Origin of the sequence: Nostoc edaphicum CCNP1411 (assembly GCF_014023275.1) — a bacterium.
In the GTDB taxonomy this organism is placed as follows: Bacteria; Cyanobacteriota; Cyanobacteriia; order Cyanobacteriales; family Nostocaceae; genus Nostoc; species Nostoc edaphicum_A.
Window position 1 is genome coordinate 5,503,353 of sequence record NZ_CP054698.1, and the last position, 26,951, is coordinate 5,530,303.

Here is a 26,951-nt window from a genome sequence, read left to right on the forward strand (position 1 = left end):
ATGCTTGAATATTTACCTCTTGGGATAGATGGCGTAGTTTGAAAATTAGCGTACTGTTAACTTTATAATGGAGTAATTATACCTACGAAAATAAAAATCATTAGAACTGCTGCAAAAATCTTGACTTGCGACTCTTTCTTTCCCCCTCTCCATCGTGCAAACCAACATATTTGCAAGAGACGCGTCTAAACAGAGTGAACGCAAAGCCTGGGTTATGCGAACACAACGGATGATAAAATATTTTCCCATTGCCCATTCATAGTTCAGACTGAGAATTATTGAGTTGAGTAAAAGCGTAAGAAGCGATCGCTAAACTAACCTTGGCTTTCTCTACTTCCGATAAAGCTGCCCATTCGCTATTGTTAAGATTACTGAGTGCAGATGCAGTATTGTGTGATTCACTACTTCGCATAGCGTAAGCAAAAGGACGAGCCAAAACTAAAAGATCCTCTGTTCCCCAAGTTGGTAGTACTGTCTGAACGCACTCAACTAGTTGCTCACTCATTAATTGGCGAGCAGCAAATATTTCAGCAGCTTTAGTGGCGATGGTATTGAGCAATGCTTGGGGGACACAGGCGGAAAATGTAGTACGTAATGTTTCTTGAAGATTCAGTACTACTGCCTGTTGTAGGTTGTCATTGTCGTCTGTCGTAGAATTAATACCAGACCAAAGTGTATCTAAATGGTTGTAAAAATCTTGCGATCGCTTCGTCAGTTCAACGCCCTGCAAATCTTCAATCTCGAACTGTTGTTCTAGTTCCTGAAAATAAGCTTCTGATTCTTCATCACCTGGATTCCAAGGATAGTTAGCATCTTCTGGTTCGAGTAAGGCTTCTAATAACTCTAAATCTACTTGAGATGGCAAAGAAGAGAAAGTGTCTGAGCCGTTAATTTTATTAGCCATTTTTTCTGATCTCACGATTATTTGGTGGTATTGACAGCTACAATTTCTCAGAGGAGATTTCCGCAAAAACTGTTGATTTTTTCTCTAAAAAAAGCAGATTTTAAAAGCTGATGATTAACATTAAAATCCATTTATGCAATAGCTCTGCTAGGAGTCTTGAATTACAAACTCCCAGGTTTCACCTCTAGCACTTCCAAACTTTACCTGCATTCCCGATTTCAATGGGACTTCCTCTCGGAGGATTTGTTGCCAGCCATTAGGCCCTAAAAACCAGGTTGTTCCGTAAGTGGAAAAATCTTGCAAGTAATAAGTTCGCACCAATGTAGCATCAGTAAGAGTATTGCGGCAAAAGATTTCGGCGTGGCGTTTGGATACAGATGGTTCGGGGATGACAATATCATTGTCTTTTGTGCGGCCGATGCGGGTGACTCCATTACGCAGTAACCAGGTTTTACCTTTTGGGGTGAGCGATCGTAAACTTGCAGTTGGAAGCGGGGAACCTACATCAGGAATGGCTGTATCTGGTAGTTCGGTAATACCTTCATCCAGATTCTTAATCAGTTCGCCATTAAAATCTGGATGCAGGTAGAGAACAGGCAAAGTCCAAGCAGGTTGATTAAATTTATACAGTGTTAACAACTCTTGCCTAGCCTGTGCTACGGCTTCATCAATTGGCTTGTGCGATCGCAAAGCTTCGGTAAAGGCTTGAATAAAACTGTGGCTTTCGTGGTCAGCGATTTCATCGCGCATCCCCAAAACCGCAGGCACTCCATGACGAATCAGTACTTCTGCTAAACTGCTGGCAGGGATAGCTTGATGATTGATTGCAGCTGGTTGTGCGCCCCAACAGGCGTTGAAAACAGCTAGTTTCACACCTGTACGGGTCAATACTTGCGCCAATTCTATTCCATTGAGGGGCATGTCTTGTCGCAAAAACAGTAACCCACCATCTGGGTCTGGCAAACCATGTCCAGCGTAAAAGAAAACATTGTATGCTTTGGTTTCTAATTGATCAATCAACTGTTGTGGAGTTGGTTGGATGAGTTGATTCACTACACAAGGTGCATATCTTTGGGAATTACCAGGCGTATCTACAAGAATTTGCTGTAATATAGCAGCTTCTTGTTCCAGTTGCAGCTTCTTGTTATCATGACCTAAAACCAGCAGGATACTTAAAGCTTGGTCAGTTCGCAAATACGGTAAGGCGTCAACTTCACTGCTGGTGCGACTAAATAGCAAATCTTGGGAAAGAGACATAGCCGATTGACCCGGCTCACGTTGCATAATTTCCCAAGGGAAAGCAATGAGATCCGGGTCGCGAATTTCTAGTCGAAAGCGCAAACGTGTATGCTGACCCATAGCAATACCACGACTGCGTTCTAGACTCCCAAGAATTTGCCCGTCGAATACCCAGCGCCATAAATTCATTCCCAAGTATTGCATCAGACGACTGCTGTAGGGGCCAGTAGTCTGACCTGAAGGGGGGGAAATCCAATCTATGGGGAATGGGTTGGCTTTTTGAGATGTTGGGTTGGGGGAGATATCTAGGCGATCGTGACCAGCAAACATCTGCTGCCATTCTTGCCAAACTTGGGTGAGTTCAACAGGCCATACACAGTCACGTAAAACGTAGCCACTGGGATAGGGAGCCTTGACCACCCAAATGGCGAAGTTGTCAGTGCCAGTATTTAGGAGACGGGCGATCGCCAAATTCAGGGATGGCATGGATTCATTAAATTAAAAGCTACAAAAATAATTTCAATAGAAGAATTCAGAAGCCAGAATTCAGAATTCAGAATAAATGAGTGGGGGATTTAAACCCGGAATTAGTTGTTTTGCACCAAATTAGAAATATGGTGGGGTCTTAAACTCGGTTATTTCAGATGCTCGTGACGCTCGATGACTCGCTAACGCTGCACTATCCACCAGTCGTACATAATTCATTCTGAATTCTGACTCCTGACTCCTGAATTCTGTTTTGATAACAATTCTCCAAGGTAAAAATTTTCTACTTTTTTGACCTTGTAAGTTTTTACTCTGATTGTTACCTGTTATTATTTCAGGTTTTTACCAGTTTATCGAGTATTTGATTAAGTTGGACTGTTGTTAGGTGATTGAGTCGCTGGATCTGGTGGTTGTGTGACGGTTTTACATGGACTTGGTGCGTCTGATTGTAAAACAGAGACGCCAAAACGGTTCAGTTGGGAGGAGTCTAGTAATACTGTTGCTGGCAAAGGTTTTGAATTTGCTGGAACTGAGGAAGTTGGTGCTGGGTTATTAGTATTAGCTGGAGCTTGTGTGCTTTTATTGGCACAGACTTTCATAAACACTGAAAAATTCCCAGGAGTACTTTGGGGATTTGATTTTCTCTGAATAACTTCTAAAAAAGTCCCGCGAGGAAGTGATTGGTTGTTTCCCAAAGAGATGTCATTGTTGGTTTTAATTACCCAACCAGGAGAAAGTTTCGCAAGCGATCGCGTTTCGGGTGTCGCTTCGATGACAGGGTTTTGAGTTTGTAATGGATTGGAAAAAACTGGAGAGGCTCCTGATGGCGATCGCAATTGCTTGACGAATAATCCTAGAGCGCCTGCTGCTAACACAAATATTAACGGAACTATCCACTGTAGCGGTAAACTGCGCGTTTTGGCAGGCTCAGTATCGGGAATGACCTGAGTTTTGTGGTTTGGGCCACCTAAAAGTGTTGCGTCAGGCTTTCTGGAAGCAAAATCAACAGTTTTGGCAGAATAACTCTCTGGTATCACTGCTTGGATGGTAATTTCTGGTTCCCAGTATTGAACTTGATAGTGGACTAAAGCGATGGTGACATTATCGTGTCCATTTTTCGTATTAGCGATTTCGACTAATCTATCCGCAACAGTTACTATATTTGCTTCCCCAACTAGAATCGGCAAGATTTCTGTTTCCCAGTACTCCTCCACCCGATCAAAATCACTCAAACCATCGGATGTGAGTAGAAAAATAGCATCTTCATCGAGCATAAACCGTGCCGATGTGGGATGCAATGCAGTACTCGGCCCCATGCCCAAAGCTTGGACAAGAGAGCCAGCAGAATTTTGTTGTATGGCTTCGCGGTAGATGGCATAACCTAGCCGCACTTCGCGGGAGGCAACATCATCGTCGAGGGTAACTTGATAACAGCCGTGCCGTGTAATCCAGTAAGCACGACTATCACCAACGTGGGTGATGTACATTTCGTGAGCAACAGGTAATGCCATGACTAAAGTCGTGCCCATGCGTTGACGCCCTTGGCGATTTTCAACGTCATTGCGCTGACTAATTTTGTCATTGGCCATTGCCACTGCCTTGTCTAGGTCATTCAGCAGCAGTGAGGGGTCTATGTGATCGTAGGGAACTTTTGTGAGTTGCTGTACCTGCTGCTGGATCGTTTCAATGGCTAAATTTGAGGCGACATTGCCACCCTCGTGGCCACCGATGCCATCACAGACAATTGCTAAAGCTGTTGGCTGGGGTGGTTTGCTCACCAGAGTCCCACTCAGAGGGCTACAGGCATCTTCGTTGCGTTGGCGACTTGGGCCAGTGTCGGTTTTGGTGATAATTTTGATCGTGGGTGTTTGCGATCGCCCTAATTGTGCCAATCCCCGATCTAAAACTCCGATTAATTGATCGGTTGAGTTGATCTCTCCCTGAATTAAGGAAAGGCTAATGCGTTCGACAAATTCAGTTATGGCTGGTTTGGCATTCTTGACTAACTGCTGCCAAAATTCACCTAATTGGGGCAATTCTGGTGATACTTCGGTATCGAAACGCAAATCCAACAAACGTACTAATGATCCTTCTACCCGTAATACAGATGAGTCAAGTAAGCTAGAGACGACACCTTCACTCGCAAGAGGTTGCCACAGATGAGCTATTTGCCATAACCAATTCAGTTGGCGCATCGATGTAGCATCATGCCAAGCGGTGGTTAACTCGCTGCCCAAATGCACTTGTTGGAGAGTGTCATCTACTAATAGTGGCGGTTTTTCTAGGAGTAATATTTCTCGATGGGACGACCCACTAGTTAGAAAAAGCACTCCATATACTTGTGGTACGTGTAAACGGTAGGGGATGAGTCTCAGGTAAGCTCTTAGAGGCTGTAAATTATCTAACTCAGGCGTTAGCGATAATAAACCAGGCTTTGTATCTAAAAGAAGAAATTTATCAACGACTAAATAGCGATCGGCTAATATTTCTCCAGGGCTACCCACACTTGGGCCATCTACCACAGCCCAGAGGTAATTTTTGGGTAGGGGCGTGGAACATCGCTGGCAAAACTTATGAGTCAAAGGGTTGGCAGCCTGACAATTTTCGTTTGGACAGTAGAGCGTTGCCGCGTCATTTTCCATAGTTTTCGCACCGATCAGCGATTGGCAATTTCTTTAATAACATTAGTAGGGACAATCTAGACCGCTCATCTTTCTTAAACTTGACATACCCAGACTTTAGATGATGATTTTAGCTGGCGGATATCAGCAGGTGCTAATACTTACTTATCCAAAGAATACGCTCCCAACTCAACCCTACAGCCTCATCATAGCCTTTATTGCCCTGTGACTCTTCATCGCCAAAGCAACTAACTCCAACCCTGTTCCCAAAGCATAACCCAAGCATAACTGTGCTATTTGCTTTTACTGAATTACCCCATCATCAAGAAGCAGATAATGTTGGTATTTATTTAGTTTATAAGTAGGATAGCAACAATTAACTTTAATTAAGAATTAAGAATTAAGAATAGCAAATATAATTTGGGCAAAAGTACCTGACAAATCAAGAAAATCTCTCTCTAAATTCTCTAAATCTCTCCCCTAGTAGGAGAGAGACTTGGGATTTTCCCCCTTTCCCCGTCGGGAAGAGGGTTAGGGGGTTAGGTTTTTGGTGGACTTTTGCAAATGAACTGAATTGTTAAAAAGGTTCAGCCAGCCTGCTACCAACTCATTCGCTTATTGTTTGTCGTCAATGGCAACTTGGGGGACTCCCATGCTGTAGTTGGTGACACGGGCAGAAAGATTGTAGCTGATCTCGCCGATTTGCAGGAGCGATCGCAGATAATGCTCTAAGTCTGACCCTACGCGGCGCAAGTTATAGTCGGTGAGGTCTGCGCCACTAGATGCTTCTACTAGTTCATCAAATTTTCGATAAACTTTTTGCAGCGCATCTTCATTCCAGTTAAATTCGTTATCTGGGTCAATATCTAACGTTAAGACTTGTTGACTGGGAACCAGTTCGCCATCCCGGTCAATCTCGCCTGCAAAAATGCGGACATGCCGGGTTGTGGACTTGAGCAGCATCGGGTTATCCATAAAAGGGTGTAAGATTTGGGTGAATTACACTGAAATTATTGTAGACGCTATATTCAGCGCTTGAATGCTCTCAATTTACAAGCTTTGAACACAATTTCAAAAGGGTATATTGAATAGGCATAAGTAAAAATATCACCTGTACTGATTAGCGTGCTACTTCTGTTATGACTTGAAGACAAAGTTAAATGCCAGTACTGACAGTAGTCCAATTATTTTTCTGTAAAAATTACTGGGTTGAGTATTTTTATTTGGTGTAATCATCTTAGCTCCTGCTAAATTTTTTTTTACTCATCAAGCCCAAAAGACAGTAGGGGAAAGCACTTGGCAGGAATAATTTGATCTGTGTACATTTTTTTATGGAGAACAAAAGTTTTTAAATCAATAATTATGCTCATCAATTTATCCTGAATTTTCTATTGCAAAAAACGTACATCAAGTAATTTTACTGAATAGGGCTACATCGACTACTGGCTTTAATAAACTCCAAAAAATTAAGCGGTTTTACTTACGTATAAACACCAAAATTAAAGTAACAAGTCAAACTGTTGTTGACGTTAACATAAAGTTGATGTAAAAACCTTTAAAAAGGTTCAACAACTTCTTACAGAAACTTTATTGTGTAGAATCTTAAAAACTGAATAATAGTTATGGCTTACCATAAGCTACATCTGGCACAGAAACGTCAAAATTTAGACAGTGAAAATCTAGCTTGAAAATACAACACAGGAGAGTGAAATGGAATACAAAGGTGATTGATGAAGAAAAATTCTTAATTCAAGCACTTTGGATTCAAAAGAGATATAAAGAATTTTGCTGGACATCTACCTCCTTACCCTCATGACAACCAAGTAAAGGAATCTCAATAGCTATGAACTCCAAAGCATTACCACGCCAGATAAATAATCTCGAAGTAGGTGTTTATGAGTGCGAAATCCATCTCAAATTCAGGTTGATTGAGGAAAAGAGTTTATTGAGCGATCGCGAGCAACTATTACAAGTGCTACTTGATGCTTTAACCGAAGGTTCTGACGACTTTCTGGAGACGCTGCAAGCGTCTGTTAAAGCGCAGGAGGTGTCTGAGTTTAAAGCCTCACCTCAAATGCGACGCCAGCTTATGCGCTTGCGTAATGCTGCTGAAAATCCCCAAACTTAAAGGTGTAATTTAAGTAATGAAAAAACGTGAATTGGGCATCAAATCAAATGTTGATCCCATACCCCCGTTGCCATAAAAACTAAACAGCAAGTAGGATTCATAAAATATTGTGGTTTCTACTTTTTGAAGGTCTTATTTAGCAGCACAAAGTCCCAGGAACAGTTTCCGCTATTAAAAACTTTGTAGCAAAGGGTACTGGTAGAATCTGAGAGCAAATTCAGCCGGGTGCATTTTACCGAGTTTTTATAAAAACATTGCAGGAAGAATAAAACCCTGTGTCTTTACAGATGGGGAATTGGACAACAGGCGCGAATCAAATGAAAACCTAAAAGACCAAAGTAAAAATAAATAACCTTTCTTTTAGCTTTTTGCTTGAGCTAAGTGCCTAGTTTGCTGAAATACTTATGTTTTATATCTTACTGGTAATAGGTTATGGTTTAGCAGCCAGTTACCTATTACCAATTACCCAGGGGTAGAGGGAGATAAGGTAGCAAGAATTTTAGATTTTAGATTTTGGATTTTAGATTGAATAATCCAAAATCCAAAATCCAAAATCTAAAATTGAATTGCCCAATTCCCAATACCTATTTAGCCAAGCCGTGTTCTAGAGCAAAACGAACCAACTCTGTACGGCTATTGGTGCCGGTTTTACTAAATAAACGGCTGACGTATTTTTCCACATTGCGGACGCTGGTTTCTAAGCGACGGGCAATTTCTTTGTTCATCAACCCTTCAGCGACCAAGTTCAAAACACTTTGTTCTCTGGGAGTCAAATCAATTTTGAAAGGGGCTGGCGATTGGGAAATGGCATTTCTTTGGGTTAACAATGCCTTAATTTGGGCAATCTGATTGGCTAGTTCAGCAAGATCGGGGGTTTCAGAGTCATCTCCTGTACTTGCAGTCTTAGCAGCGCGGCGGGCTAGCAAATTTTCGACTATGGCGACTAACTCATCTGGATCAAAGGGTTTGGGAAGATAGGCATCAACACCAGCGTGATATCCTTGAATGCGATCGCCTGTCATACCTTTAGCAGTTAAAAATACTACTGGGAGTGCTTGGAAGCGGGCATCTTCTCGCAGTTGCTTCAAGAACTGATAGCCATCCACCTGGGGCATCATCACATCGGAAATCACTAAGTCAGGTGTATTCATCTGCATCCATTCCCAACCTTCAAGGGCGTTACTGGCGACTTGAACGCTGAAACCGCTCTCTTGCAAATAGTCTTTCACGGCTTCCCGTATCCCTGGTTCATCATCCACCAGTAACAATTGTGCTGACATTTAAGATTTCCTTGAGTTTTCCTTTTTCCAATTTAGCGAAAGTTGACAGTCATTGTACAAAGTATAGTTTTGAAAGTGAAACCCATGTTCACAGATACTTTGCAGCCGCACTTAGGGAAGGTTGGCTTCCAATCTGGTAACAGGTTAACCATAATAGTAATAATCAAGACGGGAGAAGCTTTTAGGACTTGTGTGTACACCGTAGCCAATGCATCGGGGGGATTAAGGGGGGTAATTCGATTTGTGTGTACACCGTAGCCTAAAAGGAGAGAGAAATAGAAGAGAGGTTTTCCAAATGCCGTGAAAAGTCAGGATTATGGCTCAGGTAAAAAATCGGGGTTGAGGGCTTGCTCTGGTGTAAAGGGAGATTGTTCGGGGAAGGTAGCCAAATGCAATTCAGTTTCATCGGCAGCCAAGAGTCTAGCATCGTCATAACATAGCCCAAAAACCTCATCAAAATATGGCTTGAGGCTAGGACTTTCTTCTAGAGCTTGTCTGATGCGTTTGCGATGCTCTCGAATTGTTGCACGCCAACTACCAGAGCGCTTCTCGGCTTGATATTTATACTTCAATAGGTGCATTAGCACCACTTCCAAATTGCTTCTAAGTGCTTTCTTTTCGCTCCTGCCCATTGTTTCAATTTCTTCAATCAAATTCTCCAAATCCAGTTCTGTGAGCCGACCTTGCTTGAGCAGTTCTGCCGTGGTTTGAATCCACAGGTAAAAGTCTTGCTCATACAAACCTGAACCAGATGTTGTTTGAGATTGGGGCAGTTGGGCAGTCACGTTGCTTCGCTCCGAATTAAAAATTAAAAATTAAAAATTCCCATAAACAAATTTACTTGCTCTGTATCATGAGTCTGTTTCGGTCATAAGGATCTTTGTTAGCGCCGAATACACCTTATGCTAGCCCAATCCAATCACTGTTTGGTCATTTGATAGAGTATTGCGTTAAAATAAGCGATCGCTATCCTAGTTAAGTAATGCCCGGAAATTCCCGGAGGTGTGATTGACCAAGTTTATTTTGAAAATTTTGTGGTTAGACGAAAACGTTGCTCTAGCAGTCGATCAAATTGTCGGCAAAGGCACCAGTCCTTTGACTAAGTACTTTTTTTGGCCCAGAAATGATGCCTGGGAAGAGTTAAAGAAGGAATTAGAATCCAAACATTGGATTACTGATGTGGATCGTGTCGAGTTGCTTAACAAAGCAACAGAAGTGATTAACTACTGGCAAGAGGAAGGCAGAAACCGTCCAATGGCAGAAGCTCAGTTGAAATTTCCAGAAGTTGCCTTCACAGGTAGCGCCTGATATTACAACTAGCTGTTGTGCTGTTCTACAAGCTGCCACAGTTTGATAGTCTTGTCCCGGCTGCCACTTGCAATTAATTGTGTAACTTTGTTCACAGCAACAGCAGATACTGAGTCTATATGACCAGAGAGAGTAACAATCTCTTCTGCTGTGCTTACCCTCCAAAGTTTAACTGTTTTGTCGCAACTTGCACTTAGGAGCGTTTCGCCATCGGCAGTAAAAGCCACAGCCACCACAGACCAAGAATGGCCTACAAGTGTGCAAATTAGCTGACCTGTGTTTACGTCCCATAATTTAATAGTGTTATCATCACTACCCGTCGCCAAAATTTTCCCATCGGGACTAAAAGCGACTGTCAAAACCGCCCATGCATGACCCGAAAGGGTGCTTAACAAGCTATAGCATGGGCGGTTTTCAACAGGAGGCAAGGGGGCAGGGGGCAGGGAGAAAGGGGGAATGTCCTCCGTCCTTTGTGAGTGGTCTTTTAACTCAGCACTATTCATATCCCCCTGCTCCCGGCTCCCTCCTCCCCTGCCTCTTCCTAATGCAGATATCTGCCACAAGCGAATTGTTCTGTCATAACTAGCACTGGCTAAAACCTGCCCTTGGTGACTAAATGCCACTGAATTTACCTGTAATTGGTGTCCAGTTATGGTGCAAATTTCTCTGCCAGTATTGACATCCCAGAGTTTGATTGTCTTATCCCAACTACCACTAGCGAGAATCTGCCCATCTGGACTGAAAGCAACTGATTTTACAGCATGTGAGTGTCCCAATAAGGTGCAGATTTCCTCTAATGTTTCAATCTGCCACAATTTGATCGTTTTATCGTCGCTAGCAGTTGCCAGAATTTTCCCATCTGGACTGAAGGTAACTGATTTTACCGCTTGGGAATGTCCTGATAAGTTAGCTAGGACTTTTTTGCTATTTAAATCCCACAATTTGATATTTTTGTCATCGCTAGCACTGGCTAAAGTGTAACCGTCGGGACTGATGGCAAGGGCATTCACACTACTCAATGTCCCAGAATGACCTGTTAGAGTATGCAAACATCGCCAAGGAGGATTTGGTAATTTAAAATTTTGAGTCTTATATTCCATACCCATTGCTTGCATAACTTCATCAGCCGATTGAAAGCGGCGGTTAAGAGCATTTTGCAGCAGCTTGTCGAGTATTTGCCCCAAGCGAGGACTTATCGTACTTGTAAGATAATCTCGCCAAACCCAGCAATCATTTGCAATATCAAATAAATCAAAGGGAGAAATCTGGGTAAGTAAGTAAATACAAGTTACACCCAAGCTATATAAGTCACTAGCAAAAACCGCTTTTCCCCTTGTTTGTTCTGGTGCAGCGTATTCTGGACTGCCGATACTGGTTTGGGATGTTAGCCGATCAATTTCTGTGACGATTTTCGCAGTGGTAAAATCGACTATGAGAAAGTTTCCCTTTTTGGTAATTGGGGATCTACGGATGATATTGTGGGGTTTAATATCGCGGTGGATGATGTTGCGTAGGCGTAGCCCGCCGCAGGCATCGCTAATAAACTGCAAAACTGGCAACACATCTTCTAACAGTTGCCAAATTTGAGTTTCATTAAAAGCGCCTTCTTCTTCAACCACCTGGGCTAAATTAGTGCCTGCAATAAACTCCTGCACTAAATAAAAATGCCCGTTATGCTGAAAATAATTTAATAAGGCAGGAATTTGGGGATGCTTTCCTAATTCCTCTAGCTTTTGCGCCTTTTGCTGAAAATTTTTAAATGTTTCGTATTCCAGCGATAATTCTTGAACGACGCAAGGAATTGGCGGAAACTGACCCTCATCTACAGCGAGGAAGGTTTTACAGAATCCTCCTTTACCAATCTGCTTGAGTAAACGATAACGTTCTTGTAAAAGCAAAATTTCTCCGCCAGATTTACAGGTAGCCAGAGCGAATAGAATTCGCGGCTACACAAACTAATACCATTTCACTTTAATAATGATATAAATACGTGGGTAAGGGTTTAGCAGTGCTCATTGGTGTCAACTTAAGCCAAAAATAGCGTACTGATTGGGTGTTGTTCACCCGCCAGGGATTGTAAATCCCTGACTAATTGCTCAAGTCTACTGAAGTAGACTGAAAATTTTTGCGCTATCTTAGTCCTCTTCAGAGGACTTTAACTATGAGACAGGGATTTACAATCCCTGGCGGACGTGCGGTTTCGCGTTAAGTTGACACCAGTGAGCAGTGCTAAACCCCTACGAAAAATCTATATGTATCAAGATTTTCGTGAAATGGTATAAGTCCGCAGAGGCGGACTAAGGAAAATTGAGGGTTTCAAACCCACGGAGGTGGGTTTTGCCTGTATAGACGCAGTTTATCAAAAAAGTAAAGGTTCAAAACCATACTTCGTCCCGCTACGCTAACGCCCGTTGTGGGCGAAAAAATCCTTGTATCTCAAGGTAGGTAAAAACCCCACCGCTAGTGTCGGGCTGAGTTTAATTGCGTTAGCGGAGCGGGGCGTTAGCCCATTGCGAATTGCGAATTGCGAATTGCGAATTGCGAATTGGATTTATAACCGCCCTTTTAACGTTAAGTTGACTTATCCGCCGGAAAATTCACCACTATCGGTGGAAGACCGTTTTCTGTGGTTGGTTGCGCTTTGGTAACTACTGGTTGCGGATGCAAAGGTGTTGGTGTCAATTCGCCCTTACCAGTTTGATTCCATAAAATCATGGATAGTAGCCCATCTACTAAGCCGTTATTGCTGCCGTTGCTGCCAACTAAGACATCTGGAATCAAGCGGACATTGCGATCGCCTATAATCTGCATTAGTTGCATTGCTGTATAACCTTGTGAACCCAAGGCTTCCACACCAGCGCGATAGGTTTCAGCTTTGGCGTTACCCGTGGCACGGATACCTTCAGCCTCAGCAATTGCCCGGAGTTTTGTCCCCTCGGCTTCACCATTCGCCTCCTTAATTTGGGCTTGGGCTTTCAGGTCAGCTATATGCACACTCTGCTCCGATTTCACCATTTCTTGCTGGATATTAGCGAGTGCCGTTTCCCGGACAAGTTGCTGCCGTTGGGTTTGCGCCATCTGCTGGACTTCATAAGTCTTGCGTTCTTCTTCGGCAATTTTCCGGTCTGTCTGTGTCTGCATTAGTGATGCTGGTGGCTGAATATCACCAATAAGGGTGTCGATCGCTTGCACGTCATAAGCCCGCAATGCTGTTTTAATATACTCAGCAGCCTCAGTTTGCCGCTCACTTCGAGCAGTCAGAAAGTCTAGTACAGTACAGTTTTGGGCTGAGTTGCGGAAATAATTACCGATGGTAGGTTCCAATACATGGTCTACCAGATTTTGCATTGCACCTACGCGAGAAATTACCTTCGGCGCATCTAAAGCACCCACATGGATAATTTGCGCTACTTCTAAATCAAAAGCAAACCCATCACGCGATCGCACTGTCAAGGAAGCTAGTTGAGCATCATAGCTGTGACGTTCGGTGCGACCTGACCAGTTTAAGACAATGTTGGTCGTTGGCACTAGTTCCATCTTCATGATTCGGGAATTAATCGGGTGCTTACCAGGATACAGTGGTTCGATCCATACGCCCTTATGTCCAGGATTAACCAAGTTACCGTGGGTGAAAGCTGCACCGCTGACATCTTGATGTGCCTTACCCACAAAAGAAATTACCACACCCACATACCCAATGGGAATTTCCGTCATCGGCACTTGTTCAACCTGGACAAACCAAGGGTTCAAGTTCCAAGAACCAGAAAGCAACGTTTGCTCTTGTAAGCCTCTCCGCCCACCGCCATTAATAAATTTCTGACCATTTTGGAAGTTGTCGTGTCCGTCAATTGTGGGGCCTGCGAGTTCACCGGCAGAAATTGGCAAACCATCTAAGGTAGTGACGATGCCAACTTTGTCCGATGCCAGACTGTACACCCGCAACTGTTCTGGAGTCATGCCATGAGCGCTGGCATTTGATGCCATGATGACTTTAAATAGGGCAGTGTTGATCCGGTACGTACCTGCGGTGAGAAAACCCATTTGCCGCCCTTTTTCCCCGCCTTGGGTGAGGAATTTTCGAGCATCTTGGAAGTTGTCACAATCTACGATTTTACCCAAAATCCGCTCTGGGGGGTTGGATGCGCCATCTGCTGCCACAATTAAAGCGATTTCCCCTTGGGGAACGACAATTACCGTCTCTTTTTTTACAGAATACTGCCAAGGCCAATAGCCCCAGTGCCAACCAGGAGCTAAAGTATCTGCCTGTAAGCCAGCTTCCCCATTGAGGGCAATCAAACTGCCGGCGGGGAGTCCACGCCCGGAAAGGGTAAATTTCCTAACTACAATGCCTACTTCGCGTTCACCAATGACTACAAGTCCACCAAAGAACAGAGGGACAAATATGATGAAACCGCCCACAAGGACGATGGGAATTAGTACAACAGGATCAATTCCAGCAGCTTGATATTGAGTACTGCTAGTTTGTAACTGAGCAATATTTGGTTTAGTCTGATTTCGCTGGACTGATGCCGAAGTAATTTCTTTTGCAGTAGTTATTTTTACGGTAGTAGCATTAGCAGAATGAATACTACTAGCGTTCGTCAAAGACGTTGGCGCAGCCATCGCTAATGTTGCTACGATAGATGCTGCAAAACGAGCTACCTTATTTTGTTTACGAGTACCAAGCAAAGATGAAAAGCTTTTCATAATTTGTGCCCATTTGGGCAACTAATTAGTTAAGTTAACACTTCACCAAGGCTGGACTCGATTTCTTAAACTTGACGTAATTTTTTTAAAAGTTAATAAATAAGGAGTCAGAATTCAGAATTCAGAATTCAGGATTCAGAATACTCTATCCGTAAAGGGATGGAGTTTTTACACACATAGAGAATTTATCGAACATAATTCAAGAGTCAGGAGTCAGAATTCAGAATGAATTCTGCACGAAAAAGCGGATAGTGCCGGTGGGAAGCGAGTCAGACGCTCAAGGATTCGCTTTGTGCGTCGCTATCGAGCGTCTGAATTCTGACCGGATGCGGAGCGTCTCCGGCTCCGCTCCTGAATTCTGACTTCTGAATTCTGAATTCTGAATTCTTCTTAATAAATATTTTGTAGGTTGGGCAATATCCAACCTACAAAGTAGAAATAGAAAATTAAATTAGACCAAACCGCCAGCTGCTTGAAACCGAGCGCGGGCACGTTTGAAGGCTTGGTTTGCCTGGATTTGGGCTTGGCGATCGTCTCCTGCAACTTGATTCAGACGCGCTTCTGCTTGGTTGTAAGCAGTACGGGCTTCATCAAGGTTAATTTTGTCGCCACGTTCAGCGCCATTAACCAGAATTGTCACTTCATTTTCTTCGACTTCGGCAAAACCGCCCAAAAGAGCGATCGCTTGCCAATTCTGATTTTTAGCGGCGCGGACTCGCATTACACCAGTATCCAGGGCGGTCAAAAGTGGTGCGTGTCCAGTTAAGATACCTAGTTGACCAGTAGTGCTAGGCAAAACTACTTCTTCAGCTGGGGCATCCCATACTGTTTTGTCTGGGGAAATTACACGAACGGTTAATGTCATTTGTCTTTTGTCCTTTGTCTGTTGTCCTTTGTCTTTTGTCTTTTGTCCTTTATCATTTGTAATTGCCATTAGTCATTAGCACTTGAACTAATGACTAATGACCAATGACCAATGACCAATGACCAATGACCAACGACTAATGACTAACCTTTGATTTTTGCAGCTTTAGCGATCGCTTCGTTAATATCGCCAACCAAGTAGAAAGCCTGTTCTGGCAGATCATCTAACTCACCAGACAGAATCTTTTGGAACCCTTTGATGGTGTCTTCCAACTTCACGTACTTACCAGGAGAACCTGTGAATACTTCTGCTACAAAGAACGGCTGAGACAAGAAACGCTCAACTTTCCGGGCCCGCGCTACGATGAGACGGTCATCTTCAGACAATTCATCTAGACCAAGAATGGCGATAATGTCTTGGAGTTCTTTATAACGTTGCAGGGTTGATTGCACCGCCCGCGCAGTATTGTAGTGTTCATCACCTACAATGTTGGGCTGGAGCATGGTAGAAGTTGAATTCAGCGGGTCAACTGCGGGATAAATCCCCTTCGATGCCAAACCGCGAGACAGTACTGTTGTACCATCCAAGTGGGCGAAGGTGGTAGCAGGTGCGGGGTCGGTGAGGTCATCCGCAGGTACGTACACTGCCTGAATGGAGGTAATAGAACCCTCTGTAGTTGAGGTAATCCGCTCTTGCAGCTCACCCACGTCAGTTCCCAATGTGGGCTGATATCCTACCGCTGAAGGCATCCGACCCAGTAGCGCCGATACTTCCGAACCTGCTTGTACAAACCGGAAAATGTTGTCAATAAACAACAGCACGTCCTGCTTGTTCACATCGCGGAAGTACTCTGCTACTGTCAATCCTGAAAGACCAACCCGCATTCTGGCTCCGGGTGGCTCGTTCATTTGACCGTAAACTAGAGCAATTTTTGATTCGTTGAGGTTGTCATTGTTGATAACCCCAGACTCAATCATTTCGTTGTAGAGGTCATTGCCTTCACGGGTGCGCTCACCCACGCCAGCAAAAACGGATACTCCACCGTGCTGGGTAGCGATGTTGTTGATCAATTCCATCATGATCACGGTTTTACCAACACCAGCACCGCCGAATAGACCAATCTTACCGCCGCGTCGATAGGGAGTCAGAAGGTCAACAACTTTAATCCCAGTCTCAAACACCGAAGGTTTGGTTTCCAGGTCAGTAAATTTGGGAGCAGAGCGGTGGATGGGTAGAGTCGCCTCAGCATTTACTGGGCCTCTGTTGTCCACAGGTTCGCCAAGGACGTTGAAAATTCGACCCAAGGTGGCTTTACCAACTGGCACAGTAATGGGAGCGCCTGTATCGGTAACTTCAAAACCGCGCACTAAGCCTTCGGTGGAACTCATTGCAACAGTTCTCACCTGGTTGTCGCCCAGCAATTGCTGTACTTCAACGGTGATGTTGATTTCCTGTCCAGCTTCGTTGGTGCCTTTGATTTTCAAAGCGTTGTAGATTTGTGGCAATTTCCCGCCGGGAAATTTAACGTCTACAACTGGGCCAATGATTTGGGTAATGTAGCCAATGTTTGTTTTTTCTGCGGTTGTGACCATGCTGCGCCTAATGAGTGAAGCTAGATTTCAGATAAGGTCGTAGAAGACATTAAGAATAAGGAATGTCACCTTTCACTCTAGCACCGGACGGGGACATAACTCTCTTAGTAATTCCTTAAAAAGGAGTTTGGCGGCTGTGGTTGTAGTCCTCATCCTGACCTTGATCCCTAATCTCATTTTTCAGATGCGATCGCCATAGCTACAAGACTTTGTAGCGAAAAATGCCGCTCTGTTAAATTCCCGATTTGCACAGGAGTTAGGAATCAAGAGTCAGAATTCATTGAAAGCGACGGGAAACTCCATCCCGCAAGTGGCGTGGAGAGGGATGTCGCCCCGTCGCTTGGGGCACTGGGCATGGGACAAACAGGTAACATCTTCCCTATGCCCTATGCCCGATTCCCCATGCCCAAAAACTCCATCCCGTAAGTGGCGTGGAGTTTTTCATTTGAGTATTCTGACCGAAAAAGCGGATATCTTCTCTGTAAAAGCTACGTATTATTACGTAGAAAATAGCAAGATCGTCTCATAGAGAGCATCCAGATTGCTGAATTCTGCATTCTTCTTCAAGCTTTAGTAGCCGCATTCTGTGGCTGTTTACGCTTCACAAAAGAAGTAGCACTAAAAGCTGCTAATGCGAAGAAACCCAACATGGAAGTTGGTTCGGGAACAGATTGACTACTAAATGTAAAATTATCTACTGTATAAGTATTTCCACTATCTTGAAATGTGATATATGAAATATCTGGAGCAGTAAGAGACAGAAATATATTAGGCAATAAACCTGTGGCGGCATCTTGAAAGTTAGCCCCACCCGTTGATACTGTACCTAAAATAGAATTATCAGAAGCATAAGCTGTCAAAGTAACATTTGTAGTTCCAGTTACAAAACCACCCACAGATGACCAAAGCGAATTTACAGCATCAACACGGATAATCCCATTACCAAGAGAAGGATTATCATAAATTAAGTTGTTCGCAGAGACGGGTGGAAACAAAGAATTTAAGCTTGAACCTAATTGGAGAATTGATGCTGTACCGTTAAAGTCTACACCTTGATTCAGGAATTGGTTATCAACAATCTCAAGATCCAACAAGCTATCAAAGTCAATCACAGTGTCTACTGCTTGTGCCTTTCCTGATCCTAGTGTCGCCAGAGTGAGACAAGTTACTCCAGCAGTAGCTAGGGATAACTTTTTCATTACAGTGGATATTGTCATAAAACAAATGTCCTTAAGTATTGAGGATGTTAAGAGTAAAATTGCTATACATTACCAGTTGACAGAAACTTGCCAGCGAAATTAGGCAAAAATCTCCCACTGATTCAGCCTTTGGCAGCGATCGCACACACAAGCAGTAATTGCTATGACATTGACATAGTATTAGCTTGATTTCAGGCTCATATATAACCATTAGTAGTATTGTTAAATTGAATTTAAAAAACAAGTATTATTACTGATATTTACTAAAAATTTATAAGAATAATTTATTGTTTTCTAAAATAGAAAAACTGTCAAAGACATGGTGTATAAGGTTTTTATAGCGATTGGTTGCTATTGTCCAATTAATAACTATATAAAAATTGTATAAATTTATAGGATTTAACGTGTAAAAATACATACTTGCGCTAAGTAATATGCTATACAAACTCAGCACTTTTCATATGGGTGCAGCCCGTCCTAAAAGTTAGTTGGCAATAGGTACATATCCAGCTATCTACAAACGACATTTCCAAAACTTCTGAATATCCATAAGATAAAGATAGATACAAAAAACCGCTTTTAGCCAAGCCATGATGCCTGAGTTAGGCATAGCTGCGGTTTCATCCTCACACTTCCACCGAGCAACAGCTTATGAATTTCTCGTCAGCACGACAATATTTTTACCAAGAGATTCAGCAGTCTGACGAGCACATTGACTTAGCAAAGGCAGCTTTGTATATTGCACAAGAAGAATATCCCAAGCTAGATCAAGAAGAATACCTCAATGCCCTTGATACAATGGCATGGGAGTTACAAGAACGCCTCCCTGATTCACGATATCCTCTGCGGATAGTTCAAAGTATTAATCAGTATATTTACGAGTATTTAAAATTTTCTGGTAATAAAATTGACTATTACGACCCGCGCAACAGCTTTTTGAATGATGTAATTGACCGCCGACTGGGGATTCCCATTACCTTAGCGCTGGTTTACCTAGAGGTTGCTCGACGGATTGATTTTCCGATGGTGGGTGTGGGAATGCCAGGACATTTCCTAATTCGCCCGGATATTCCAGATATAGAAATTTTTGTCGATGCTTTCAATGGCGGTGAAATAATATTTGCCCAAGATTGCGAAGAACGACTGTCTCAACTTTATCAACAACCTGTGACGCTACAACCAGAATTTTTAGCCGTAGTCAGTAATCGGCAATTTTTGGCAAGGATGCTGACAAATTTAAAATTTATTTACCTCAAACAGCAAGAGTTAGAAAAAACGCTGGCAGCGGTTGAACGAATTTTATTGCTGTTTCCTGGTTTAACTTTAGAATTGCGCGATCGCGGTTTGATCTATTATCAACTCGGTTACTACCCACAAGCGGTAGACGACTTACAAAAATATTTAGCAAAAGTTCCCGATGCCGAAGATGCATCTGTGATTCGGCGGCTACTTACCGAGTTGGGGAGGGATTAGGGAAGAGGGCAGGGGAAGCAGGGGGCAGGGAGCAGGGGGCAGGGGGCAGGGGGCAGGGAGCAGAGGGAAAGAGGGCAGCAAAACAGGGAGAAGACGGGAAAGAGGTAATTTATTAATTCTCCCCCTGCCCCTCTGCATTTTCTGCCCAATGCCAATGCCCAATTACGAATTTTCCGCGACTCGTTTGAGGCGGCGCAGCTGGGCTTGCATATCTGCTTTTGTCCAAGATGCGGCAAAGGTGTTAAAACCCCAACTTACTAATGGGTTAGGGATATCGTACTCAAAGCGGTTGAGTAGGAGCGTTCCTTTTTCTATGGGTTGACATTCCCAGCGATCGCGTCCTTGAAAAAATCCCTGAAATTCCCAAACTACCAAACCCGGTTGTCGTTCTACAACTACGCTATTCAAAGTGGGTTTTAGTAGAGGAATTTGAATAATAAAACGACTTTCACTGCCGATATCCGTACTCCAAGCTTCGCCTACAGGTTCGCAACGAAGAACGGGGTTGAGCCAGCGGTGCATGAGGGTCAAATCGCTAATACAGCGCTCCACCACCGTAGCTGTAGCATTAATTTGAATCGATTGTTCCAAAACTTGGGACATTCTACTTTTTTATGCTGTTGCTGCACTTAGGATAACCCAAAATCAAGCACTTTCAGCACATTAATTGAGTATTGAGCATTTATCCAAATCATAAAATAAAATGAGTTTACGGGTAATTTGCTGGTAAATTGATAGGCAAAACACTAGTAAACTTACTGGGGTGCAACATTATTCATTCAAACACCCTCTAAGCACCTCATAAGTATCTCCAGTGTTTTTGGTAAACACCTAAAAACCTTAATACCGGAAAACCATGAACACAACTTGGCAGGGAATAACCCAGTTGATAGATATTGGTTTATCGATGAGGGGACAGCAATTTTTGGCACAGTCGCCCAGCCTACAACCGGTGCAACCAGCAGTGAATCAAGGAATCGCTGATGTGCAAGGTATTGTTCAACAGTTGATTCTGTTTACACCCCGTCTACTGGGGGCAGTAGCAATTTTACTAGTAGGTTGGCTAATTGCAGCGATCGCAGCAGCGGTGACGCGAGGAATCCTCAATCGGACAAACATAGATAACCGTATTGCCTCTGGGATAACGGGTCGTCAAGATGTTCCACAGGTGGAGAAAATCATCTCCACTTTAGTTTTTTGGAGCATTATCCTGTTGACGGCGGTAGCTGTTTTACAGACATTGGATCTAGAGATAGCTTCTCGACCCCTGAATAATTTTCTCAATCAACTTATTGGCTTTTTGCCAAAGTTGGTTGGTGCGGGAATCCTTTTGGGAGCCGCCTGGTTTTTAGCGACCATTGTGAAGATTATCACTGTCCGTTCATTACAGGCATTCAATCTGGATGAGCGTTTGAATCCAGAACCAGAAGACAGGACACCCAGCCTTAATCAGCTGTCTCTAAGTGAGACAATTGGCAATGCTCTGTATTGGTTTATATTTTTACTGTTTCTCGCACCAGTTTTAGATACTCTCGGACTCAGGGAGGCTCTACAACCAGTACAAGCTCTAATTACAGAAGTTCTGCTAATTCTGCCGAACATTTTAGCGGCAATATTAATTGCTGTAGTTGGCTGGTTCATAGCTAATGTGGTAAGGCGGATTGTGACGAACTTGTTGGCGACAACTGGGATCGATCATTTAGGTAGTCGGTTGGGATTATCTGCGTCTGCGGGAGTGCAGCCTCTATCGAATATTCTCGGCACAGTTGTCTATGTTTTGATTTTGATTCCTGTGGCGATCGCAGCTCTCAATGCTTTGGGAATTGCTGCGATATCCGTACCCGCGATCGCAATGCTGCAACAGGTTCTCAACGCCCTACCTGCTATCTTCACAGCCATAGCAATTTGGATTGTTGCCTATTTTGTTGGGCGGTTTGTCGCAGATTTGGTGACAAGTATCCTCACCAATTTAGGCTTTAATAACATTTTCACGATTTTGGGTCTGACAACACCCACTAGACGAATCGAAATTTCAACAGAACCAACAGTTGAACCTACTCCAACTCGCACTCCATCGGAAATTGCAGGTATTGTTGCCTTAGTGGGTATCATGCTGTTTGCTACGGTGGCGGCGGTGAATATCTTGAATATTCCAGCCCTGACAGCATTAGTGTCTGGAATTGTGATTATATTCGGGCGGATTTTAGCAGGATTGGTGATCTTTGCCATTGGCTTATTCCTAGCAAATCTGGCTTTTAAGATCATTACCAGTTCTGGCGATCGACAAGCACAGATTTTAGGTCAAGTGGCGCGGATTGCCATCATTACCTTAGTCTCTGCAATGGCACTGCAACAGATTGGAGTTGCCAGTGATATTGTGAATTTGGCCTTTGGACTTTTATTAGGTGCGATCGCAGTTGCTATTGCCCTAGCCTTTGGTCTAGGAGGGCGCGATATTGCAAGAGAGCAAGTTCAAGAATGGCTAAACTCTTTCAAAGGTAGAAACTAAAAATTGATGAAGGCGCAACTTCATCTGTAAATCTCGGAAAGTGCAGCCGTAAGCATCAATAATAGTGCATAACATCTATCGGCAATTTTAACTAAGAGCTTGAAAGTTAGAGCTAAATACGGTTTAGATAAGACTCGATCCCCCCAACCCCCTTAAAAAGGCTACCGTGTACACACAAGTCGAATTACCCCCCTTAATCCCCCCGATGCATTGGGGGGAAACAACAGAATCTTGTTCCCTCCCCTTTACAAGGGGAGGGTTAGGGTGGGGTAATTCGAGGACTGGTAGTTGATTCGATAACTTGTGTATATACCGTAGCTTAAAAAGGGGGGGGCTAAGAATGGCTCTATTTCCCCCTTTTTAAGGGGGACTAAGGGGGATCTTTAAGAACTATGCACCTTAACCGAACCTATTGAGTTGGAGCAAGGAGACAGGAGGCAGAAAGCCTGACGCTCACGGACTCGCTAAGACTCCGCTATCTGCCCCCGGCCTTACTCGATAAACCATCAAAGTGTAATTGAATGAACCAGAGCAATCTATCGTTACCATCTGGGTGTGTCCTTCGCAAAGCAATCTCTGCGGATCAGTGGTCGATTCGATTGTTGGTATTCTCAGCGAAACTCGACCCAACCCAATTAAATTGGCAGCAATTTTGGGTAATTGAATGCGATGGAAATCTCGTAGCTTGTGGACAGCTACGTAATTTCTCAGGGGCACAAGAACTTGGTAGTTTAGTCGTTGCATCAGCTTGGAGAGGCCGCGGTTTAGGTACTTTGCTAACCCAGCATTTGATTAATACAGCAACGCAACCACTTTATCTTGAATGTTTAGGTCAGCGACTGGCGCAGTTTTACAGTCGCTTTGACTTTGTACCAATATCTTTTGAAGAATTGCCAAAATTTCCCAGGACAAGAGGCTTGTCTACGCTCAAGGGTAAATTTAGATTGTCGCAATTAGCTAAAAGGCTGCTCAAAGTTCCTGTGGTGCTTATGGAATATCGAGGTCAGACTAATTCGTAATGACGCTCGAATACTCGCTACCGCTACGCTAACGTAATTCGTAATTAAGATATGCAAAACTAAGCTTGAAAAAAGCTGTTTGCAACCCTTTACTTTCCCCCATTCCCCATTCCCCATTTTCAAATCGCAGGTTTAGCAAAAATCGTTAGTAAGACAGGCCCTAGTAAATAATGGTGATTCAAACACAATAAGCCAGCGGAGGAACCAAGAAGTTGACGTTGATTAGGGCTGTAGAGTCGAATTCCACGAGGAGAGATGGGCAATAATTGGGGTTCTGTCTCTTTTGTGGAAGTAATGTCAACCAAATAAAAGCGTCCACCGGGAGAAAGTACCCGTGCTATCTCACTAAGCACTTGTTTAGGTTCTAAATAATGTAAGAAGCTGATAGTGCTGAAAACAGCATTAAATTGACCATCAGCAAAGGGAAGAGACTCAGCTTTTCCCTCGATATAAATTAAACGTGGGCGGTGGCGGTTGCTCTGTCTTGCTACCCGCAACATATTAGCAGATAAATCCAATCCGGTGGCTCGCAGATCGGGAAACTGAGTAGCAAGGCGCTCAAGTAAGCGTCCAGTACCACAACCTATATCAAGTACATTTGCTGACTCTGGTAAATCGACGTATTCCAGCAACCGTTTGTGAACGGCTCGATAAAATATTGAAGGAAAGAGCCAGTCATAACTTGGTGCCCATAGATCAAAAAGTAGCTTTTTATTACTGAAAAAGTCATCACTCATTAGTTTTCGCAGCTTCTTTAAAGCTTGATGCTTTTTTAGCTGCGCCTCCAAGAAGTTGGTTAACAACACAAATTAACTATAGCGGTTCTGAATTGGTTATAATACCTGGCTTTTGTCGGGTTAGTTAAGATAGTCGGTGCGTTAGCCTACCGCATAAAACAACGCATCGACTATCTTACGACAATGCAGTTTGGCACAAAAGATATGTTCGCTTTGACAAATTATCGGGAACTGTAGCACTTGAATTTGTAGTTAATAGTGTGCCTAGAAACTCATTTTATCTCTGTAGAGAACTAAAGAACGAGCAATCAGTGCATAAAACTATAGAACCTAACCGTATCTATTTATATAGGACTCATATTTGATTTGGTAAAAAAACTCAGTACAACTAAGAAGCCTTCTTGACTATTGCCTATTGCCTATTGCCTGTCTACGCAAATTCGTTCAGAAATCAAAGCGGATTCCTATAGAGGTTCAAATACAAAAAACTCAATCTAGTTTGAATTTATCAAGGTGAAAAATTATGACAAGCTTTATTCAAATTCGGTTACATAATAATCTACTGCACCCAGTCCGCGAGTGGTTGGAAACGATAGAAATTCATAACTCCAAATTGGCTCATTTTCTGTGCAAAGTTATTCCTGCTCAGTGTCCCTTTGAGCGAGACATCACGCTATTTGGTCGGAAGTTATTTCACATTCCACCGATGTGTAAATTAAATCCCCTATACGAGGAAGTGGTTGGTTTGCGTTTTAAAGCGCTCTGTTATCTTGCCGATGAATGCGGTGAAGATGTCACGGCTTATTGCTGATAGGCAGTTGAATAGTTCTTTGATCAAGGAGCTATCGGTAATTGCAGACTTACGGTTGTTACCTACTCAGGTTTATACTAAGCTAACGTACACCTAATTAGATGTTTAGCTATTAATTAGCTGGCACCTCGAAGACAGTGTTTCCAGACAGTATTTTTGCTTACCGTATCCTGCTGAAATCATTAACATCATCATGACGCACATCTTACTGGTTGAAGATGAAGTCAAACTGGCACGATTTGTCGAATTGGAATTGAATTATGAAGGCTATCAAGTCAGTATTGCCTACGATGGATTGACTGCACTCACCGCAGCGCGGGAGTTGCATCTGGATTTAGTAATTTTAGACTGGATGTTGCCAGGTGTGTCGGGGTTGGAAATTTGTCGCCGTCTGCGAAGTATAGCTGATAAAGTGCCGATAATTTTATTAACCATCAAAGATGAAGTGAGCGATCGCATTGCAGGCTTAGACGCTGGTGCTGATGATTACCTCGTTAAACCCTTCAGCGTTGATGAATTATTAGCCAGAGTCCGCAACCACTTGCGAAGAAACCACCAACTAGACACAGCAGATATTTTAGAATTTGAAGACCTGAGTTTAAATCGTCGCACGCGGGAAGTGTACCGAGATCAACGGTTAATTGAGTTAACTGCTAAGGAATTTGATTTACTAGAATATCTACTGGCTCATCCGCGAGAGGTAATTACGTGCGATCGTATTTTAGAGGAAGTCTGGGGTTATGACTTCATGGGCGATACCAACATCATTGAAGCTTACATTCGCTACCTGCGCCTGAAACTTGAAGCCAATAACGAAAAATGCCTTATTCAGACTGTGAGCGGTGTTGGTTACACATTACGTGATTGACTTTGGGCATTGGGCATGGGGCATTGGGCATTATGGTGCATTTTCCCTCATCTCCTCCTACCTTCGTTGTCTCCCTTCCAGTGTCAAATAACGGTAAAACCCCAAACAAAGTTTTCTATTTTATGAAGATTTGGGGTTTTTGGCAATCTCAGCAAAAACTCATCCAACTCCGAGTTAATTATATTAGGATGCACAAAGCTGTGATAATCCAAAATCCAAAATCCAAAATTGCATGACCTATCTAGAAACAGCAGCGCAATTCTATAGCGAAGTTGCCCAAACCCCGCAAGTTGGACTTTGTTGTGTGCAAAGTACGCCCCTGCAACTACCAGGATTAAAAATTCCTTTGCTAATGCAGGAAATGAACTATGGTTGTGGCACCACTGTTCACCCCACCGAACTAGGAAACCAACCTACTGTGCTGTATGTCGGCGTTGGTGGCGGCTTAGAAGCGTTGCAATTTGCTTATTTTTCCCGTCATGCAAGTGCTGTAGTTGCCGTTGAACCGGTTGGGGCTATGCGAGAAGCAGCCACACGTAATTTGGAAATTGCTGCTCAAGAAAACCCCTGGTTTGACACCAGCTTTGTAGAAATCTGTGAAGGCGATGCTTTTAACTTACCTGTTGCTGATGCTAGCGTCGATATCGTGGCACAGAATTGCCTTTTCAACATCTTTGAGCCAGAAGATTTAACTCGCGCTTTAAAAGAAGCATATCGGGTATTAAAACCAGGTGGACGTTTGCAAATGAGCGATCCAATTGCTACTCGTCCAATTCCAGTACATCTTCAACAAGATGAGCGACTGAGAGCCATGTGTTTATCAGGCGCACTCACATATCAAGAGTATACTGAACGGATCATAAATGCTGGATTTGGTCAAATTGAAATTCGCGCCCGTCGTCCTTATCGTCTCCTAGATTCTCAGACTTATAATTTAGAAGAAAACCTACTTTTAGAAAGCCTGGATTCTGTCTCTTTTAAAGTTGCTATTCCAGAAGATGGTGCTTGCATTTTTACTGGTAAAACGGCAATTTATGCTGGTTCTGAACCCTTCTTTGATGATTCAGCAGGTCATCTACTCCAGCTAGGTATTCCCGCAGCCGTATGTGATAAAACTGCTGCTAAACTTGCTGCCATTAAGCCACTAGAAATAATTGTTACCAATTCAACCTGGCACTATAGCGGTGGTGGTTGCTGTTAATCTC

General features: G+C 43.3%; 21 protein-coding genes. 8 read left to right on the forward strand and 13 right to left on the reverse strand.

Annotated elements, in window-relative coordinates; translation table 11 throughout:
• Window positions 1-256: 256 nt before the first annotated feature.
• The 4 genes from HUN01_RS25920 to ndhM all read right to left on the reverse strand — a co-directional run bounded on the left by HUN01_RS25920 (window position 257) and on the right by ndhM (window position 6,225).
• Window positions 257-904 carry a hypothetical protein gene (locus tag HUN01_RS25920; RefSeq protein ID WP_181928578.1) on the reverse strand — a complete coding sequence of 216 codons (648 nt, stop codon included), beginning with the start codon at window positions 902-904 and terminating at the stop codon, window positions 257-259.
• A 147-nt stretch (window positions 905-1,051) separates the two neighbouring features.
• Window positions 1,052-2,629 (reverse strand): CHAT domain-containing protein, encoded by a 1,578-nt coding sequence (locus tag HUN01_RS25925; RefSeq protein ID WP_181928579.1) that lies wholly within the window; start codon window positions 2,627-2,629, stop codon window positions 1,052-1,054.
• 365 nt (window positions 2,630-2,994) lie between these two features.
• Window positions 2,995-5,271, reverse strand: coding sequence for a protein phosphatase 2C domain-containing protein (locus HUN01_RS25930; protein ID WP_181928580.1), 2,277 nt, complete (start codon window positions 5,269-5,271; stop codon window positions 2,995-2,997).
• 594 nt (window positions 5,272-5,865) lie between these two features.
• Window positions 5,866-6,225: an NAD(P)H-quinone oxidoreductase subunit M gene (gene ndhM / locus HUN01_RS25935; protein WP_069070487.1), complete on the reverse strand. Its 360-nt coding sequence runs from the start codon at window positions 6,223-6,225 to the stop codon at window positions 5,866-5,868.
• An 868-nt stretch (window positions 6,226-7,093) separates the two neighbouring features.
• Between ndhM and HUN01_RS25940 the strand changes: the two genes are divergently transcribed.
• Complete coding sequence (locus HUN01_RS25940) at window positions 7,094-7,378, forward strand: Npun_R1517 family heterocyst differentiation transcriptional regulator (protein ID WP_069070488.1); 285 nt, start codon at window positions 7,094-7,096, stop codon at window positions 7,376-7,378.
• Between the two features lie 584 nt (window positions 7,379-7,962).
• Here the strand turns inward: HUN01_RS25940 and HUN01_RS25945 are convergent.
• Window positions 7,963-8,658, reverse strand: a complete 696-nt coding sequence (locus HUN01_RS25945) for a response regulator transcription factor (protein ID WP_069070489.1) — start codon at window positions 8,656-8,658, stop codon at window positions 7,963-7,965.
• A 314-nt stretch (window positions 8,659-8,972) separates the two neighbouring features.
• The gene (locus HUN01_RS25950) at window positions 8,973-9,443 is read right to left on the reverse strand and encodes a DUF29 domain-containing protein (protein WP_181928581.1); all 471 of its coding nucleotides are present in this window, start codon (window positions 9,441-9,443) and stop codon (window positions 8,973-8,975) included.
• 223 nt (window positions 9,444-9,666) lie between these two features.
• Between HUN01_RS25950 and HUN01_RS25955 the strand changes: the two genes are divergently transcribed.
• Window positions 9,667-9,966 carry a 30S ribosomal protein PSRP-3 gene (locus HUN01_RS25955; RefSeq protein ID WP_069071048.1) on the forward strand — a complete coding sequence of 100 codons (300 nt, stop codon included), beginning with the start codon at window positions 9,667-9,669 and terminating at the stop codon, window positions 9,964-9,966.
• Between the two features lie 8 nt (window positions 9,967-9,974).
• On the opposite strand, the gene HUN01_RS25960 is transcribed toward HUN01_RS25955, so the two are convergent.
• The 5 genes from HUN01_RS25960 to HUN01_RS25980 form a co-directional block, all read right to left on the reverse strand.
• Window positions 9,975-11,864 carry a serine/threonine-protein kinase gene (locus HUN01_RS25960; RefSeq protein ID WP_181928582.1) on the reverse strand — a complete coding sequence of 630 codons (1,890 nt, stop codon included), beginning with the start codon at window positions 11,862-11,864 and terminating at the stop codon, window positions 9,975-9,977.
• A gap of 673 nt (window positions 11,865-12,537) precedes the next feature.
• Window positions 12,538-14,673: an SPFH domain-containing protein gene (locus tag HUN01_RS25965; protein WP_181928583.1), complete on the reverse strand. Its 2,136-nt coding sequence runs from the start codon at window positions 14,671-14,673 to the stop codon at window positions 12,538-12,540.
• Window positions 14,674-15,124: 451 nt separating this feature from the next.
• Window positions 15,125-15,538: an ATP synthase F1 subunit epsilon gene (gene atpC, locus HUN01_RS25970; RefSeq protein ID WP_069071045.1), complete on the reverse strand. Its 414-nt coding sequence runs from the start codon at window positions 15,536-15,538 to the stop codon at window positions 15,125-15,127.
• A 143-nt stretch (window positions 15,539-15,681) separates the two neighbouring features.
• A complete protein-coding gene (gene atpD, locus HUN01_RS25975) occupies window positions 15,682-17,130 on the reverse strand; it encodes a F0F1 ATP synthase subunit beta (protein ID WP_181928584.1) in 1,449 nt (482 codons plus the stop codon).
• Window positions 17,131-17,693: 563 nt separating this feature from the next.
• Window positions 17,694-18,347 carry a PEP-CTERM sorting domain-containing protein gene (locus tag HUN01_RS25980; protein ID WP_181928585.1) on the reverse strand — a complete coding sequence of 218 codons (654 nt, stop codon included), beginning with the start codon at window positions 18,345-18,347 and terminating at the stop codon, window positions 17,694-17,696.
• A 633-nt stretch (window positions 18,348-18,980) separates the two neighbouring features.
• Here HUN01_RS25980 and HUN01_RS25985 point away from each other — a divergent pair.
• Window positions 18,981-19,802: a SirB1 family protein gene (locus HUN01_RS25985; protein WP_181928586.1), complete on the forward strand. Its 822-nt coding sequence runs from the start codon at window positions 18,981-18,983 to the stop codon at window positions 19,800-19,802.
• Between the two features lie 162 nt (window positions 19,803-19,964).
• Here the strand turns inward: HUN01_RS25985 and HUN01_RS25990 are convergent, their stop codons facing one another.
• Window positions 19,965-20,405 (reverse strand): SRPBCC family protein, encoded by a 441-nt coding sequence (locus HUN01_RS25990; RefSeq protein WP_181928587.1) that lies wholly within the window; start codon window positions 20,403-20,405, stop codon window positions 19,965-19,967.
• Window positions 20,406-20,658: 253 nt separating this feature from the next.
• Here HUN01_RS25990 and HUN01_RS25995 point away from each other — a divergent pair, with 253 nt between their 5' ends.
• Window positions 20,659-22,311, forward strand: a complete 1,653-nt coding sequence (locus HUN01_RS25995) for a mechanosensitive ion channel (protein WP_181928588.1) — start codon at window positions 20,659-20,661, stop codon at window positions 22,309-22,311.
• A gap of 521 nt (window positions 22,312-22,832) precedes the next feature.
• Window positions 22,833-23,330 (forward strand): GNAT family N-acetyltransferase, encoded by a 498-nt coding sequence (locus HUN01_RS26000; RefSeq protein ID WP_181928589.1) that lies wholly within the window; start codon window positions 22,833-22,835, stop codon window positions 23,328-23,330.
• 119 nt (window positions 23,331-23,449) lie between these two features.
• On the opposite strand, the gene HUN01_RS26005 is transcribed toward HUN01_RS26000, so the two are convergent.
• Window positions 23,450-24,067 carry a class I SAM-dependent methyltransferase gene (locus HUN01_RS26005; RefSeq protein WP_069071075.1) on the reverse strand — a complete coding sequence of 206 codons (618 nt, stop codon included), beginning with the start codon at window positions 24,065-24,067 and terminating at the stop codon, window positions 23,450-23,452.
• Between the two features lie 523 nt (window positions 24,068-24,590).
• Here HUN01_RS26005 and HUN01_RS26010 point away from each other — a divergent pair.
• From HUN01_RS26010 to arsM, 3 genes are all read left to right on the forward strand, one after another.
• The gene (locus tag HUN01_RS26010; RefSeq protein ID WP_069071038.1) at window positions 24,591-24,878 is read left to right on the forward strand and encodes a Mo-dependent nitrogenase C-terminal domain-containing protein; all 288 of its coding nucleotides are present in this window, start codon (window positions 24,591-24,593) and stop codon (window positions 24,876-24,878) included.
• 193 nt (window positions 24,879-25,071) lie between these two features.
• The gene (locus tag HUN01_RS26015; protein WP_181928590.1) at window positions 25,072-25,746 is read left to right on the forward strand and encodes a response regulator transcription factor; all 675 of its coding nucleotides are present in this window, start codon (window positions 25,072-25,074) and stop codon (window positions 25,744-25,746) included.
• Window positions 25,747-25,978: 232 nt separating this feature from the next.
• Window positions 25,979-26,947, forward strand: coding sequence for an arsenosugar biosynthesis arsenite methyltransferase ArsM (gene arsM, locus HUN01_RS26020; RefSeq protein ID WP_181928591.1), 969 nt, complete (start codon window positions 25,979-25,981; stop codon window positions 26,945-26,947).
• Window positions 26,948-26,951 lie beyond the last annotated feature (4 nt).